Origin of the sequence: Microbacterium thalli (assembly GCF_028737325.1) — a bacterium.
Classification (GTDB): Bacteria; Actinomycetota; Actinomycetes; order Actinomycetales; family Microbacteriaceae; genus Microbacterium; species Microbacterium thalli.
Genome location: NZ_JAQZCH010000001.1, coordinates 468,413 through 481,904 on the forward strand (window position 1 = coordinate 468,413; position 13,492 = coordinate 481,904).

14 protein-coding genes are annotated in these 13,492 nt (G+C 69.5%); 10 read left to right on the plus strand and 4 right to left on the minus strand.

Annotated elements, in window-relative coordinates; genetic code table 11:
• Window positions 1-74 precede the first annotated feature (74 nt).
• Complete coding sequence (gene argG / locus PUW82_RS02460; protein WP_274220753.1) at window positions 75-1,505, minus strand: argininosuccinate synthase; 1,431 nt, start codon at window positions 1,503-1,505, stop codon at window positions 75-77.
• 60 nt (window positions 1,506-1,565) lie between these two features.
• Window positions 1,566-2,234, minus strand: a complete 669-nt coding sequence (locus PUW82_RS02465) for a peptidylprolyl isomerase (RefSeq protein ID WP_274220754.1) — start codon at window positions 2,232-2,234, stop codon at window positions 1,566-1,568.
• A 104-nt stretch (window positions 2,235-2,338) separates the two neighbouring features.
• On the opposite strand from PUW82_RS02465, the gene PUW82_RS02470 reads away from it, so the two are divergent.
• Window positions 2,339-2,785, plus strand: coding sequence for a hypothetical protein (locus PUW82_RS02470; RefSeq protein WP_274220755.1), 447 nt, complete (start codon window positions 2,339-2,341; stop codon window positions 2,783-2,785).
• Between the two features lie 9 nt (window positions 2,786-2,794).
• Here the strand turns inward: PUW82_RS02470 and PUW82_RS02475 are convergent, their stop codons facing one another.
• The gene (locus PUW82_RS02475) at window positions 2,795-3,475 is read right to left on the minus strand and encodes a hypothetical protein (RefSeq protein WP_274220756.1); all 681 of its coding nucleotides are present in this window, start codon (window positions 3,473-3,475) and stop codon (window positions 2,795-2,797) included.
• 66 nt (window positions 3,476-3,541) lie between these two features.
• Between PUW82_RS02475 and PUW82_RS02480 the strand changes: the two genes are divergently transcribed.
• The 3 genes from PUW82_RS02480 to PUW82_RS02490 all read left to right on the plus strand — a co-directional run bounded on the left by PUW82_RS02480 (window position 3,542) and on the right by PUW82_RS02490 (window position 5,878).
• Window positions 3,542-3,853 carry a hypothetical protein gene (locus PUW82_RS02480; RefSeq protein WP_274220757.1) on the plus strand — a complete coding sequence of 104 codons (312 nt, stop codon included), beginning with the start codon at window positions 3,542-3,544 and terminating at the stop codon, window positions 3,851-3,853.
• Window positions 3,854-3,973: 120 nt separating this feature from the next.
• Complete coding sequence (locus tag PUW82_RS02485) at window positions 3,974-5,062, plus strand: type I restriction endonuclease (protein WP_274220758.1); 1,089 nt, start codon at window positions 3,974-3,976, stop codon at window positions 5,060-5,062.
• A 324-nt stretch (window positions 5,063-5,386) separates the two neighbouring features.
• Complete coding sequence (locus tag PUW82_RS02490; protein WP_274220759.1) at window positions 5,387-5,878, plus strand: FBP domain-containing protein; 492 nt, start codon at window positions 5,387-5,389, stop codon at window positions 5,876-5,878.
• A gap of 71 nt (window positions 5,879-5,949) precedes the next feature.
• On the opposite strand, the gene PUW82_RS02495 is transcribed toward PUW82_RS02490, so the two are convergent.
• Entirely contained in the window at window positions 5,950-6,681 is a 732-nt protein-coding gene (locus PUW82_RS02495; protein ID WP_274220760.1) for a Pr6Pr family membrane protein, read from the minus strand.
• 135 nt (window positions 6,682-6,816) lie between these two features.
• On the opposite strand from PUW82_RS02495, the gene PUW82_RS02500 reads away from it, so the two are divergent.
• The 6 genes from PUW82_RS02500 (at window position 6,817) to PUW82_RS02525 (ending at window position 13,435) form a co-directional block, all read left to right on the plus strand.
• Window positions 6,817-7,518: a GNAT family N-acetyltransferase gene (locus PUW82_RS02500; RefSeq protein ID WP_274220761.1), complete on the plus strand. Its 702-nt coding sequence runs from the start codon at window positions 6,817-6,819 to the stop codon at window positions 7,516-7,518.
• A gap of 120 nt (window positions 7,519-7,638) precedes the next feature.
• On the plus strand, window positions 7,639-9,024 hold the full coding sequence (locus PUW82_RS02505) for an HNH endonuclease (protein ID WP_274220762.1): 1,386 nt from the start codon (window positions 7,639-7,641) through the stop codon (window positions 9,022-9,024).
• A 371-nt stretch (window positions 9,025-9,395) separates the two neighbouring features.
• A complete protein-coding gene (locus PUW82_RS02510; protein WP_274220763.1) occupies window positions 9,396-10,514 on the plus strand; it encodes an amino acid ABC transporter permease in 1,119 nt (372 codons plus the stop codon).
• On the plus strand, window positions 10,511-11,296 hold the full coding sequence (locus tag PUW82_RS02515; protein ID WP_274220764.1) for an amino acid ABC transporter ATP-binding protein: 786 nt from the start codon (window positions 10,511-10,513) through the stop codon (window positions 11,294-11,296). The genes PUW82_RS02510 and PUW82_RS02515 overlap by 4 nt, the downstream gene beginning before the upstream one ends.
• Before the next feature lie 52 nt (window positions 11,297-11,348).
• Window positions 11,349-12,341 carry an ABC transporter substrate-binding protein gene (locus tag PUW82_RS02520; protein WP_274220765.1) on the plus strand — a complete coding sequence of 331 codons (993 nt, stop codon included), beginning with the start codon at window positions 11,349-11,351 and terminating at the stop codon, window positions 12,339-12,341.
• A 41-nt stretch (window positions 12,342-12,382) separates the two neighbouring features.
• Complete coding sequence (locus tag PUW82_RS02525; protein WP_274220766.1) at window positions 12,383-13,435, plus strand: GNAT family N-acetyltransferase; 1,053 nt, start codon at window positions 12,383-12,385, stop codon at window positions 13,433-13,435.
• Window positions 13,436-13,492: the final 57 nt, after the last annotated feature.

Sequence of the window (13,492 nt, forward strand, 5' to 3'; positions counted from 1 at the left end):
TCACGCCGTCGACCCGCCGCATCCGAGGAGTTCGGGCGCGGCGGGTCGATGCGTTGAGCGGAGAGTGCGCGCGATCAGTCGGCGCCGAAGTCGAACGAGGCCGACTCGCCGGCGGCATCCACCGCTTCGGCCAGGGCCGGGTCGAGCTGCGCGTTCTCGGTGATCTCCGCCGCCCCGCCGCGCTCGAGGTCGCCGACGAGCTCGGCGGTGGGGCCGCCGATGAGGCCGAGTCCCGCGTAGTGCTCGAGGCGGGCGCGCGAGTCGGCGATGTCGAGGTTGCGCATCGTCAGCTGTCCGATGCGGTCGGTGGGGCCGAAGGCGGAGTCGCCGACACGTTCCATCGAGAGCTTCTCGGGCGAGTACGACAGGTTGCGGCTCTCGGTGTTCAGGATCGTGTAGTCCTCACCGCGGCGCAGGCGTAGCGTGACCGTGCCGCTGATGGCGGAGCCGACCCAGCGCTGGATCGACTCGCGCAGCATGAACGACTGCGGCTCGAGCCAGCGGCCCTCGTACATGAGGCGACCCAGGCGGCGGCCCTGCTCGTGGTACGTCGCGAGGGTGTCTTCGTTGAGGATGCCGTTGACGAGGCGCTCGTACGCGATGAACAGCAGTGCCATGCCCGGGGCCTCGTAGATGCCGCGGCTCTTGGCCTCGATGATCCGGTTCTCGATCTGGTCGCTCATGCCCAGGCCGTGGCGACCGCCGATGGCGTTCGCCTGCATCACGAGCTCGACGATGTCGGAGTACTCGACGCCGTTGACGGCGACCGGACGACCGGCCTCGAAGGTGACCGAGACGTCCTCGGGCTCGATCTCGACCGCGGGGTCCCAGAAGCGCACACCCATGATCGGTTCGACGATCTCGAGTGAGACGTCGAGGTGCTCGAGGGTCTTGGCCTCGTGCGTCGCACCCCAGATGTTCGCATCGGTCGAGTAGGCCTTCTCAACGGAGTCCCGGTAGGGGAAGCCGTGCGCGACGAGCCATTCGCTCATCTCGGTGCGGCCACCCAGCTCGGTGACGAAGTCGGCGTCGAGCCACGGCTTGTAGATGCGCAGCGACGGGTTCGCGAGCAGGCCGTAACGGTAGAACCGCTCGATGTCGTTGCCCTTGTAGGTGGAGCCGTCGCCCCAGATGTCGACGCCGTCCTCCTTCATCGCGCGGACGAGCATCGTGCCGGTGACGGCGCGGCCGATCGGCGTCGTGTTGAAGTAGGTGCGGCCGCCCGAGCGGATGTGGAACGCACCGCAGGCGAGGGCGACCAGGCCCTCTTCGACCATCATCGGCTTGCAGTCGATCAGGCGCGACCCCTCGGCGCCGTACTGGAGGGCGCGGCCCGGGATCGACGCGATGTCGTCTTCGTCGTACTGGCCGAGGTCGCCGGTGTAGGTGAAGGGCACGGCACCCTTGTCGCGCATCCACGCGACCGCGACGGAGGTGTCGAGACCCCCCGAGAAGGCGATGCCGACGCGCTCGCCGACGGGCAGGGACTGGAGGACCTTCGACATGCGCTCAATCATACGGAGCGGGGGAGGCCGCCGAAGCCGCGGTCTCGCGCCGCGGCGGGCTCAGCCGAGCGAGACGCCGGTGATGGTGACGGCTGTCGCGGGAGCGCCGTCGCCGGCGCCGCTGTCGGTTCCCGCAGCGGCCACCTCGCGCACGACGGCGAGGCCGGCCTCGTCGAGCTGTCCGAACACGGTGTACGACGGGGGCAGCGGGGTGTCCTCGTAGACGAGGAAGAACTGCGAGCCGTTGGTGTCGGGACCGGCGTTCGCCATGGCGACAGTGCCCGCAGGGTAGGTCTCGCTGCCGTCGAGCTCATCGGCGTAGCGGTAACCGGGGCCGCCGCGGCCGGTGCCCGAGGGATCGCCGCACTGCAGCACGAAGATGCCCTCGGTCGTGAGCCGGTGGCACGGGGCGTCGTCGTAGTAGCCCTGCTCGGCGAGCGAGACGAAGCTGCCCACGGTGCACGGGGTGCGGTCGGCGGTCAGGGTCATCGGGATGTCGCCCGCCGACGTCTGCAGCACCGCCGCGACGTCACCCGAGACCTCGGCCTCGGCGGGAGGCGCGGTCACCTCGCGGACGCCACCGGCGGCCTCGACGTACGCGCAGGCGCCGTCGGGAACGGCATCCGCCGTCGGCATCGTGTCGGGAGCCTCGGATGCCGGTGACGACGAGCACCCGGCCAGGGCGAGAGCCGACAGGACGAGCAGAGTTGCTCCGAAACGCGCGCGCATGCCATGAGCCTAAGCGGGCGCAGCGACGGTCCCTGTCCGCAACGCCCCCGAGGTGGCACGATCGGATCGTGACGCCCGGTCGCGGGCGCGGGAAGGGGGCGGCGATGGCCGAGAAGACGAGTCGTGGCGCAGGGTTCTCCGACGAGGAGAAGGCCGCGATGAAGCAGCGCGCCGACGAGCTGCGCGCGACGAAGGGGCTGAAGGGCGCGGCGAAGCTCGCAAAGGAGCTCGAGGCCTGCGTCACGACGATCGACGAGCTCGACGGCATCGACGGCGAGGTGGCCCGGATGACGCATCGCATCGTCTCGGAAGAAGCGCCCGATCTCGCGCCGAAGACCTTCTACGGCTTCCCGGCGTACGCCCGCGATGGCAAGGTCGTCATCTTCGTGCAGCCGAAGTCGAAGTTCGACACCCGCTACCCGACGCTGAACTTCGACGAGACGGCGACCCTCGACGACGGCTCGATGTGGCCGACGTCGTTCGCGATCGTCGAGGTCACTCCCGAGGTCGAGGCTCGCGTGCGCGAGCTCGTGCGCAGCGCCGTCGACTGAGCCGCCCGATCAGGCGAGCAGGTTCTCGGCACGCACCGTGAGGGCGATCGCGACGAGCGTGGAGAGCAGGCCCGCCGCGAGCAGCAGCCCCGGGTGAGCGAGACCGATCACGATCTGCCGGGTGCGCGGCGCCTCCGAGAGGAAGCGCTCGGGGATGCGGTGGCGCGTCGGCACCGCCGACCAGCCGCGCAGCCGGGCCAGGTAGCCCGCGTACCGGACGATCAGCACGCAGTAGAGCAGCACGGTCACCGGCGGCACGATCATCGCGAAGAGCCGGGCGGCCAGCACCCACGCCGTCTCGATGTCGGTCCCGCTCTCGTCGGTCAGCTGCACGGCGATCGCGCCGCCGATGACGACCGACCCGAGCCAGAAGATGAACGCGCTGAACAGGGCGAGGAAGCGCGCGAAGAAGTGGGTCAGGATCGACGGCTCGTACTCGAGGTGCGAGCGCGGCGTCTGCGACAGCACCGCGAACGTCGCTACCAGCGGAGGAAGAGCCGCCGTCAGCGCGAGCGAGGCTCGCAGCCACCCCGGCCCACCCGCGAGGTCGCAGACCACGAGGAGCGCGACGACGCCCGCCATCCACGCCAGCCCGAGCGCGGTCGGGTGCGACGTGAGGAAGTGGGGATGATGCGGTTCGAGCCGCGCGCCCGCACCCTCGACGAATCGCCGGCCCCGATCGTTGGTCATCGAGGCCAGCGTAGGCATGTTCGGCGCAGCGCGATACTGAAGCATCCGGGACTCGCGGGGGAGCGTATGTCGAGAGCGAAGGCGTGGATCGCGATATCGATCGTGGCCGTCGCGGCCATCGTCGTGCTGATTCTCGTCGCCGCGCTGCGCTACTCGGCGGCGCCCGTCTACCCGGCGCTTCCGGCACCGGACTACGCGCTGCAGGAAGCGATCGCGTACGGGGGCGTCGTCGCCGTGGGCGCGGTGGGGGTCTTCGCGGGCCTCGTGGCGCAGCGTGATGATGAGCGGCGGACCCGCGTCGTGGTCATCGGCATCGCGGGCGTCGTCGCGCTCTGCGTCGTGGCGGTCGTTGCGGCGCTTGTCGTTCCCGCCGCGTAGGGCGGCGCGGGTAGCGGAGCGGTCGGGATGCCGCGGCGCGATGCCGACGAGGCTCGTCTGTCACTGCGAGGCGGCTGACCCCACTATTCTCAACCGAGTAGGGATCCTTTGGGGGGAACAGTGGAGTTTCAGGACCGTCTTTCAGCGCTCGCCGCGAAGGTCGTCAACCAGGCCGCGGTTATCGGTACGGAGGAAGCGACCAAGAACGCCTTCGTCATGCCTTTCATCTCGACGATTTTGGGCTACGACGTTTTCGACCCGCTCGAAGTGGTGCCCGAGTTCACCGCGGACGTCGGGATCAAGCGAGGCGAGAAGGTCGACTACGCCATCATGCGTGACGGCGAGGTGCAGATCCTGATCGAGTGCAAGGCTTCGACGGGCGCGCCGAAGATCGAGCATGCCTCGCAGCTGTTTCGATACTTCTCGACGACGAACGCGCGTATTGCCGCATTGACGAACGGCGTGATCTGGCAGTTCTTCACTGACCTCGATGCGCCGAATCGAATGGACGCGAAGCCGTTCCTGGTGCTGGATCTCCTCGACATCGACGAGACCCTCATCCCTGAGGTTCAGAAGCTCAGCAAGGACAGCTTCGATCTGGAGTCGATCATCAGCGCCGCTGAGGAGCTGAAGTATGTCGGTGCGCTCAAGCGGGAGATCGCGTCGCAATTCCGGGAGCCGAGTGATGAGTGGATCAAGTTCTTCACTCAGCGCGTATACGACGGCGCCTACACGGCGCGCGTCCGCGAACAGTTCACGACGCTCGTCACGAAGGCCTCGCGCCAGTTCCTGACCGAGAGCGTGAACGACCGGCTCAAGACCGCGCTGGGTGCCAACATCGCTGTGCGACCTGTGGCTGAAGCTATCGTGCCCATTTCGAGCGAAGCCGAAGTGGAGAAGGACCTCGAGCGTGATACCGAGATTGAAACAACGCTGGAGGAGCTCGAGGGCTATCAGATCGTGAAGGCCATTGCCTGCGGGGAGATCAAGCCGCAGCGCGTGACTCACCGGGATGCGAAAAGCTACTTCGCGGTGCTTCTCGACGACAACAACCGAAAGCCGATCGCTCGGCTCCATTTCAACTCTCGACAGAAGTACCTCGGTCTGTTGGATGAGAACAAGGTCGAGACTCGCCATGCGCTCGAGGGGCTGGACGAGATCTATGAGCACGCGGACGCTATCCGAGAAGCTGTGGTGCGATACCGGTAGCGCGGTTCGGCGCAGCGCGGGGGACCGGTGCCGCGGCGCGATGCTGGAGGAGTACCCTGGCCGGGTGAGTACCGTCCGTCTGCCGATGCCCTCCGGGCGTGAGGGGGTCTCCGGCGCGCACAGCGCCGGCGGCACAGGCGCGGCATCCTTCGTCCTTCTCGCCGGTTGATCCGGCGCGCGCCACGTCGACTCGTGTCCGTGGTGTGCCTCTCCCGGTCCCGGGCGGTGTCGACCGTCCCGGGATGATTCGCTCGCGCTGCTCGCGTCGCGGCCTCGTCGCCGCGCCGATGCCGCGCGTGCACGCGTACTCAGACAGGACTTCCCATGTTCGCTCTCACCGACAAGACCATCCGCGCCTCTTTCATCAACGTGTCGCTCCGCGAGCGGAACTCGCTCGTCGTACCCGCCGACCTCGCCGAGGTCGACTGGAGCGCTCGCGACTACTACGGCTGGCGCGACCCCAAGACGCCGCTGCTCGGCTTCATCGTCGCCGAGCTCGACGGTGCGGCCGTCGGGCTGCAGTTGCGCCAAGCGGAGCAGCCGACCCGGTCGCGACCGCAGTGCTCCTGGTGCTGCGACGTGACGCTGCCGAACGACGTCGTGCTCTTCTCCGCACGCCGCGCGGGAAAGGCCGGCCGTGCGGGTGACACCGTCGGCACGCTGCTGTGCGCCCGGTTCGAGTGCTCGCGCAACGTGCGCCGGCTCGACCCGCCGCCCTACCTCGGCTTCGACGCGGGCGCCGCACGCGACCGGCGCATCGACGTCCTGCGCACCCACGTCGACGGATTCTTCCGCGACCTGCGCGACGGCGTCTGACGTCGGCGGGCGGCACCGCTCCTCGCGACCGAGGGGTGGTGCCGCCCGAGTCGCTGCTTGACGCGGCGACGTCAGGCGACGCGCGATTCGGTGATCGGCGCGGCGTCCGGGGTGTGGTCGCGCGCGCGGCGCCGCGTCACCCAGACGCAGAACGCCCCCACCGCGACGAACACGATCGCGATCCCGACGATGTACGCGATGACCAGGGGCCATCCGCCGGGAAGGTTCGCGTTGAGGAACGGGTACGGGTACCAGAACGGCTCGCCCGTCACCGCGTTCGACACGAGCGGCCCCCGGATCAGCGTGTAGGCGATCCAGAACAGCGGGAACGACAGGATGACGCCGACCGTGCGCCACGGCAGCGCTCGCCGTCTCGGCCCGACCAGCAGGTCGAGAAGCAGGACGATCGGAGCGATCGTGTGCATGATCTCGTTCGACCAGGGGACGGGCTCGGACCCCTGGGGCAGGGTGATGCCGCGCAGCAGTGCGTTGTAGACGATGCCGGTGATCGCCATGTAGGTCGTAGCGCACGCCAGGGCGGTGGAGAGGCCGCGGGACGCTCGTGCCCGCGCCGGGTCCATCAGAGTCGCGACGGCCGCCCACGCCAGGACGGCGGCGGCGATCAGGTTCGAGAGGATCGTGAAGAAGCTGAAGTAGTTCGCCACCACGCGAGCGACGTCGCCGCCCGCCTCGACCGTGCGCGTCACTGACACGGCCAGCTGCACGCCGACCGCGGCGACGATGGCGACGGCGGTGACGAGGCGGAGGAGCGACCAGATCGTCGCGGCGGGGCGAGAGTTCACGAGGGCACGATACGGCGGGTGCCCTCGGATGAACGAATGTGGCGCCGTCGTTTCGGGCATGGATTCCGCGTCGGCGATGTTGTGTGTGCGGGTATGTTCGCGCGAGCCGTCGCGGACTGCCGGAGAGGACCACCCATGACCATGACGATCGAGGACGTGCGCGACAACGCCGCCTGGCACTCGCTGACCGGCGCACACGCGCACCTCGCCATCGGCGACGACCTCGTTCGGCGCTACCCCGACGACGTCGCCGGCTTCGTCGGGGTCCGCACCTGGGACGACCCGGCCGTGTGGGACTCCCTCGTGCAGGTGGTGGGCTCCGGCGGCGAGTTCAGCATCAGCCTGAGCTCCGGCGCGCCCGAGCCCGAGCTTCCGGCCGGATGGTCCGAGACGTTCCGCGGCGCCGGCGTGCAGCTCGTCGAGACCGATCGTTTGCGCCCGCGTCCCGACGACGAAGCGGTCGTCCTGGGTGCGGCGGATGTGCCCGACATGCTTGCCCTCGTCGAGCGAAACCGGCCCGGGCCCTTCCGCCCGCGCACGCATCTGCTCGGCCGGTACATCGGCATCCGCCGGGGAGACCGCCTCATCGCTATGGCGGGTGAAAGGCTGAAGCCCGGCGGTTGGACCGAGATCAGCGCCGTCGCGACCGATCCCGAGTACCGCCGACAGGGCATCGCCTCGCGCCTCGTGCTCGATGTCGCGTTCCACATCCAGCAGCGGGGCGGCCTCGCGCTCATGCATGCTGCGGCCTCGAACGTGAACGCGATCGCCGGTTACGAGAAGCTCGGATTCGAGCTGCGCCGCACGACGAACTTCGTCGGGGTGCGCATCCCCTGAGGGCGGTGGTGAGAGCGGTGTGACCGATGCGATTCCTGCACTTCGGCGGGTTTCAATGAGTTGTCCCCAGGGGTACATATCTTCGAAAGTGATGTCGGAGGTGTGCGGCATCATAGACATATGGCAACGACGGGCGGCGACGACGAGGTGGGATTGAGTCCCCACGCCGGTGCGCTCGGTGCGTTCGCCGAGGCGCTGGATGCTGCGCACACGGGGGATGTCGCGCTCGTTCGGGCATTGGCTGAGGTGGGGCGGTCGGCGTTGCGCGTCGCACACGTCGAAGGTGTGCGGGGCATGGCGTCCGACATGGAGCTGCGGTCTGTCGCGGCCGAGGCCGCGGGGCTTGCCGGTCGGTCGGACCGGCGGTTGCAGCACGACATCGACCACGCGATGACGATCGTCGACGACTACCCGGCGGTGTTCGCGGCATGGGAGACCCGGCGGATCACCCGTGATCACGTGGAGGTGATCGTCAAGGCCGGGAGCGTGGTGCCGGCGGAGGTTCGACCCGCGTTCGAGGAAGCCGCGATCGCCGTGTGCGAGCGGGACATCGCGGTGCGCGTGCGAGAGCCGCTGAGAGCGTTGGCGGAGCGGATGCACCCGCGGGAGTTCACCGACCGCCACCGGGACGCCGCCGCGGGCCGGTGTGTTCGGGTGCTCCCGGGGGCGGACGGGATGTCGGACCTGATCGCGACACTGCCCGCCGTGATCGCCGCGGGGATGCTCGACCGGCTCACGCAGATGGGCCAGTCCGTGAAGGACGCCCAAGCAGCGGGAACGGATGCCGCGGGGGCTGACACCGCGCGGACGGATGCTGCGGGGGCTGGCACCGGGAACGCAACCGAGCCCGACGCCCGCACGATGGATCAGCTCCGCGCCGACGCGCTCGCTGACCTCGTGCTCGGCGGCGCTCCGGCGGTGGATCCGACGTACGGCACCGACGCGCCAGGCCCCCTGGGAGCGATCCGTGCGCGGGTGCAGGTCGTCGTCACCGCAGACACCCTCACCGGAACCGACTCCGGGCCCGCCGAAGCCGTCGGCACCGGACTCATCGACGCCGACACCGCCCGCGAACTCGCCGGGCAGACGTCAGTGTGGGCCCGGCTGTTCATCGACCCGATCACCCGCACTCCAGTCGAAACCGACACCTACCGGCCCACCGCCTCGATGCGACGTCTCCTCCAAGCCCGCGACCAGCACTGCCGGTTCCCCGGATGCCGTCGCGCTGCGATCCGCTGCGAACTCGACCACACCATCGACCACGCCCTCGGCGGGCACACCCACATCTACAACCTCGCCCACCTGTGCCAACGACACCACTCGATGAAGCAATTCACCAACTGGAACGTCACACAACTCGGAGGCGGGGTCCTCGAATGGACCTCACCGAGCGGCCGGACCTACCGCGAAGACGTACCCATCCCCGCCGTCTGCTTCACACCCGAACCCGGCCCACCGCCGGGAGCGGGAACGGGCGACCCGTTCGACGACCCGCCACCCTTCTGACCTTCCGGGCCAACTGTTCGGGTTGGCCCGGAACATCCGGTCGTCGTCGTCGTCGTCGCCGGCCAGAGTCGGCCAGCTCAAGCGCCCTGATGCGCGCAGAGCCACTGCCGCCCGCGACGCTCGCCGCCACCCGGCCGCGCTTCTCGCTCGCCGCCGCCCGGCGCGCTTCTCGCTCGCGCTACGCCGCACCGGCAGACGCCCGGCTCACGAGGCCCCCTCGGCCCACGGGCCGCGCGATGTTACGCCGTATCTCCGCTCATGTCGGCGTGTGAGGAGACGCCGCGACGGCGGCATCCGATGCCCCTTACTGTCGGGCGATCGCCGGGAACCACCCACCCGCCGATCCCACCGCACCGACCGAGGAGATTCGCATGACCGACACCGTCCCGCGCGTCGACCGAGACCCGCGCGCCGAACGAAGCCTCCCGGCAGAACCCGCACCCACCGCAGCAGGCCCAACCGGAAGCCGACGCGTCGACTTCAGCGACATCCCGGTCGTCCGCACCAAGCACTGGTTCCGGTGGGCGATCGCCGCCATCGTCGTGTTCGTCCTCGCGCAGTTCCTGTGGTCGCTCGTCACGAACGAGAACTACGAGTGGGACTACTTCGCGCACTACTTCTTGTCCGAGCCGGTGCTGCAGGGCCTCGGGCTGACGCTCGTCTACACCGCGGTCTCGGCGACCCTGGGCTTCCTGTTCGGCACCCTCCTCGCGCTCGCCCGGCTGGCGAAGTCACCGCTGCTGAATGCCGCCGCCTGGAGCTTCATCTGGTTCTTCCGCTCCGTCCCCCTCGTCGTGCAACTGGTGGTCTGGTACAACCTCGGCTACCTCTACCCGACGCTCGGACTCGGCACTCCCTTCACGACGGACTTCTGGATCGTCGAGTTCCCCACGGTCCAGCTCATCAGCGCCTTCGCCGCGGGCGTGCTCGGGCTGAGCCTGCACCAGGCGGCGTACTCGGCCGAGATCATCCGCGGCGGGCTGCTGTCGGTCGATCAGGGTCAGCTCGAAGCCGCCGCCGCGCTCGGCATCCCGCCACGTCGCCGCCTCAGCCGCATCGTGCTGCCGCAGGCGATGCGCTCGATCATCCCCAACGCGACCAACGAGGTCATCGGACTCGTCAAGGGCACCTCGGTCCTCTTCGTCATCGCCGTCCCCGAGCTCTTCTACGCGGTGCAGGTCATCTACAACCGCAACAGCCGCGTCATCCCGCTGCTGCTGGTCGCGGTGGTCTGGTACACGATCATCACGACCATCCTCAGCGTCCTGCAGTACTACATCGAGCGCCACTACGCCCGCGGGTCGGTGCGCGTGCTGCCGCCCACTCCGCTGCAGCGGGCCCGGCACGCGATCGCTCGGCAATGGGCCCGCCTCGGCGACGAACCGACGCCCCCTCCCGCCCTCGCGGGAGCAGACGCGCCGCCGGTCGACCGGGCGACGCGCCACGCAGCCCCCGGCGACAGTCGATTCACCTCGGGAGGAGAGTCATGACCACCACGGATGTCGCCACCCGCGGCCTCGTCGAGATCCACAACGTCCACAAGAGCTACGGCGGCATCGAGGTGCTCGGCGGCATCGACCTGACCGTGCAGCCGGGCGAGGTCGTCGCGATCCTCGGCGCGAGCGGGTCGGGCAAGTCGACGCTGCTGCGCACGATCAACCACCTCGAGACCGTCGATCGCGGATCGGTAACCGTCGACGGCGAGCTGATCGGGTACGAGCAGCGCGGCGGCAAGCTGTACGAGCTGCGCGAGAAGGACGTGCTGGCACGGCGCACGCAGATCGGGATCGTCTTCCAGAACTTCAACCTGTTCCCGCACCTGACCGCGCTCGAGAACGTCACCGAGGCCCCCATCGCCCTCGGCCGCCTCTCGAAAGAGGATGCTCGCGACCTCGGGCGCCGTCTGCTGCACCGCGTCGGGCTCGCCGACAAGGCGGGGCACTATCCCCGGCAGTTGTCGGGCGGGCAGCAGCAGCGCGTCGCGATCGCCCGCGCCCTCGCCCTCACGCCGAAGGTGATCCTCTTCGACGAGCCCACGAGCGCGCTCGACCCCGAACTGGTGGGCGAGGTGCTCGACGTCATCCGCGACCTCGCCCAGCTGGGCACGACGCTGATCATCGTCACCCACGAGATCGGCTTCGCCCGCGAGGTCGCCGACCGCGTCGTCTTCCTCGACGGCGGCCGGATCATCGAGCAGGGTCCGCCCCGCGAGGTGCTCGTCGCGCCGCGGCATCCGCGCGTCCAGGAGTTCCTCGCCAAGGTGCTCGCCTGACCTCCCCTCCCATCCGTCACCCCACTTTCCACCCGAGACAAGGACCCACACCATGGCAATCAGCAAGAAGCAGGGCGTCGCCGCCGGCATCGGCGTCGTGGCCGTCGCCGCGATCGTCGGCGGCATCGTCGCGGCGGTCAGCCTGAACCGACCCGCCGAGGCCGAGGCCGCCGCGCCGGCCACGACCGAGGCGAACGTCACCACCGATGACATCCGGTGGGTGCACCTCGACGAACCCGTCGCCGAAGCCGTCGCCGCCCTCGAGGCGAGCGGCTTCACCCCGGTCGAGGACGGCAAGCTCACCGTCGCCCACTCGGCCTACCTGCCGCCGCTGGGCTACATCCCCGAGGGCGAGACCGAGGCGGCCGGCACCGAGCCGAACATCGGCTCGCTCATCGCCGAAGCACTCGGCCTCGAGTACAACCCCGTCGTCGTCGCGTGGGCCGACTGGCCGCTCGGCATCCAGTCGGGCAAGTACGACCTCATCACCTCGAACGTCACCGTCACCGAAGAGCGCAAAGAGCTCTACGACTTCGCGAGCTACCGCGAAGACCTGCTCGGCTTCTCCGTCCAGGCCGACAGCGACATCGAGAAGATCGAGGAAGCCGCTGACATCTCGGGGCTGAAGATCGTCGTCGGCTCGGGCACCAACCAGGAGCAGGTCCTGCTCGCTTGGAACGAGGAGCTCGAAGCCGCGGGGAAGGCCCCCGCCGAGCTGCAGTACTACGACGACAACGCCGCCGCCGTCCTCGCGCTGCAGTCTGGCCGCGTCGACGCCACGTTCGGCCCCAACGCCACCTCGGCCTGGTCGGCGCGCGAGACCGGAGACACCAAGCTCGTCGGCCTCGTGCCGGGCGGCTGGCCGCAGACGGCGAACATCGCCGCCGCGACGGCGAAGGGCAACGGCCTCATCGAGCCCGTCCACATCGCGCTGAACGCGCTGATCGAGGGCGGCCAGTACGACGAGGTTCTCCAGACCTGGGGCCTCGAGACCGAAGGCATCGACGCCAGCGAGATCAACCCGCCGGGACTCCCGCGGTCCTGACCGCGCGCACCACGACCACGGCTGAGGGGTAGCGTCGGACGGTGACCACGATCGCGACGACCGTCACCATCCGCCTCGTTCGCACCGAAGAGTACGAGCGAGCCGGAGAGGTGACGGTGCGGGCTTACGCCCACGACTACGGCGACCTGTCCGACGGCTACCTCTCCTCCCTGAGCGACGTCGCCGCCCGCGTCCGCCGCGGCGACGTGTGGGTGGCGGTCGACCCCGACGGTGCCCTCCTCGGTACCGTCTGGGTGTCGCGCCCGAACCGCGCGCTCGCCGATGTCGCCCGACCCGGCGAGACCGACTTCCGGCAGCTTGCGGTCGCGCCCGAGGCCCGCGGACGCGGTATCGGCGAAGCGCTCACCCGCCACGTGCTCGACCTCGCCCGCGAGCGCGGCTCGCACCGGGTCGTCATGAACAGCGGTCCCGAGATGACCGGCGCCCACGCCCTGTACCGCAAGCTCGGCTTCCACCGCCTCACCGAACGCGAGGGCAGCATCGAGGTCGAGCCCGGGCGCGTCATCGACCTGCTCGCCTTCGGCTACGACGTCGCACCCGCACCCGCGCCGGCCCCCGCGGCCGCCACCACCGCCCGGCCGACCTGGTCCTTCGAGCACGTCGCCTACGACGACCCCCGCGCCGCCGCCCTGCGCACCGAGATGGACCGCGAGATCGGTCCCCGGTACGCCGACCGCTTCGAGCAGGTCGACCCCGACGAAGCGGAACGCTCGGCCCGCGCGTTCGCCGTCGACCCGGCATCCATCGTCGCGACGGTGCTCGTGATGGATGCCGCCGGCGAACCGGTCGCGCACGGCGCGCTGCGAGACCTCGCGCACGACGGCATCCGCGACCTCGAGATCAAGCGCGTGTACGTGCACCCACGCGCTCGCGGCGTCGGTGCCAGCCGGGCGCTGCTCGACGAGCTCGAGCGCCTGGCTCGTGAGCGCGGGGCGGGCCGGGTGATCCTCCAGACCGGCGACCGGCAGCAGGATGCCGTCGCCCTGTACGAGAAGCTCGGCTACACCCCGATCGCGATCTACGAGCCCTACACCGCGTACGCCTTCTCGCACTGTCTCGAGAAGCACCTCTGACCGCGGATTTCCATCCGTTGCCGCCTCGGCACCGAACACATTAAGCACGGTAGGAGT

What these genes read in the sequence shown, in the direction of transcription:
- PUW82_RS02510 (WP_274220763.1), top strand. Translation starts at nt 9,396, where the DNA reads ATGACCGACACCGTCCCGCGCGTCGACCGAGACCCGCGCGCCGAACGA.
- argG (WP_274220753.1), bottom strand. Translation starts at nt 1,505, where the DNA reads ATGTCGAAGGTCCTCCAGTCCCTGCCCGTCGGCGAGCGCGTCGGCATC.
- PUW82_RS02490 (WP_274220759.1), top strand. Translation starts at nt 5,387, where the DNA reads ATGTTCGCTCTCACCGACAAGACCATCCGCGCCTCTTTCATCAACGTG.
- PUW82_RS02520 (WP_274220765.1), top strand. Translation starts at nt 11,349, where the DNA reads ATGGCAATCAGCAAGAAGCAGGGCGTCGCCGCCGGCATCGGCGTCGTG.
- PUW82_RS02475 (WP_274220756.1), bottom strand. Translation starts at nt 3,475, where the DNA reads ATGACCAACGATCGGGGCCGGCGATTCGTCGAGGGTGCGGGCGCGCGG.
- PUW82_RS02480 (WP_274220757.1), top strand. Translation starts at nt 3,542, where the DNA reads ATGTCGAGAGCGAAGGCGTGGATCGCGATATCGATCGTGGCCGTCGCG.
- PUW82_RS02515 (WP_274220764.1), top strand. Translation starts at nt 10,511, where the DNA reads ATGACCACCACGGATGTCGCCACCCGCGGCCTCGTCGAGATCCACAAC.
- PUW82_RS02465 (WP_274220754.1), bottom strand. Translation starts at nt 2,234, where the DNA reads ATGCGCGCGCGTTTCGGAGCAACTCTGCTCGTCCTGTCGGCTCTCGCC.
- PUW82_RS02500 (WP_274220761.1), top strand. Translation starts at nt 6,817, where the DNA reads ATGACCATGACGATCGAGGACGTGCGCGACAACGCCGCCTGGCACTCG.
- PUW82_RS02505 (WP_274220762.1), top strand. Translation starts at nt 7,639, where the DNA reads ATGGCAACGACGGGCGGCGACGACGAGGTGGGATTGAGTCCCCACGCC.
- PUW82_RS02470 (WP_274220755.1), top strand. Translation starts at nt 2,339, where the DNA reads ATGGCCGAGAAGACGAGTCGTGGCGCAGGGTTCTCCGACGAGGAGAAG.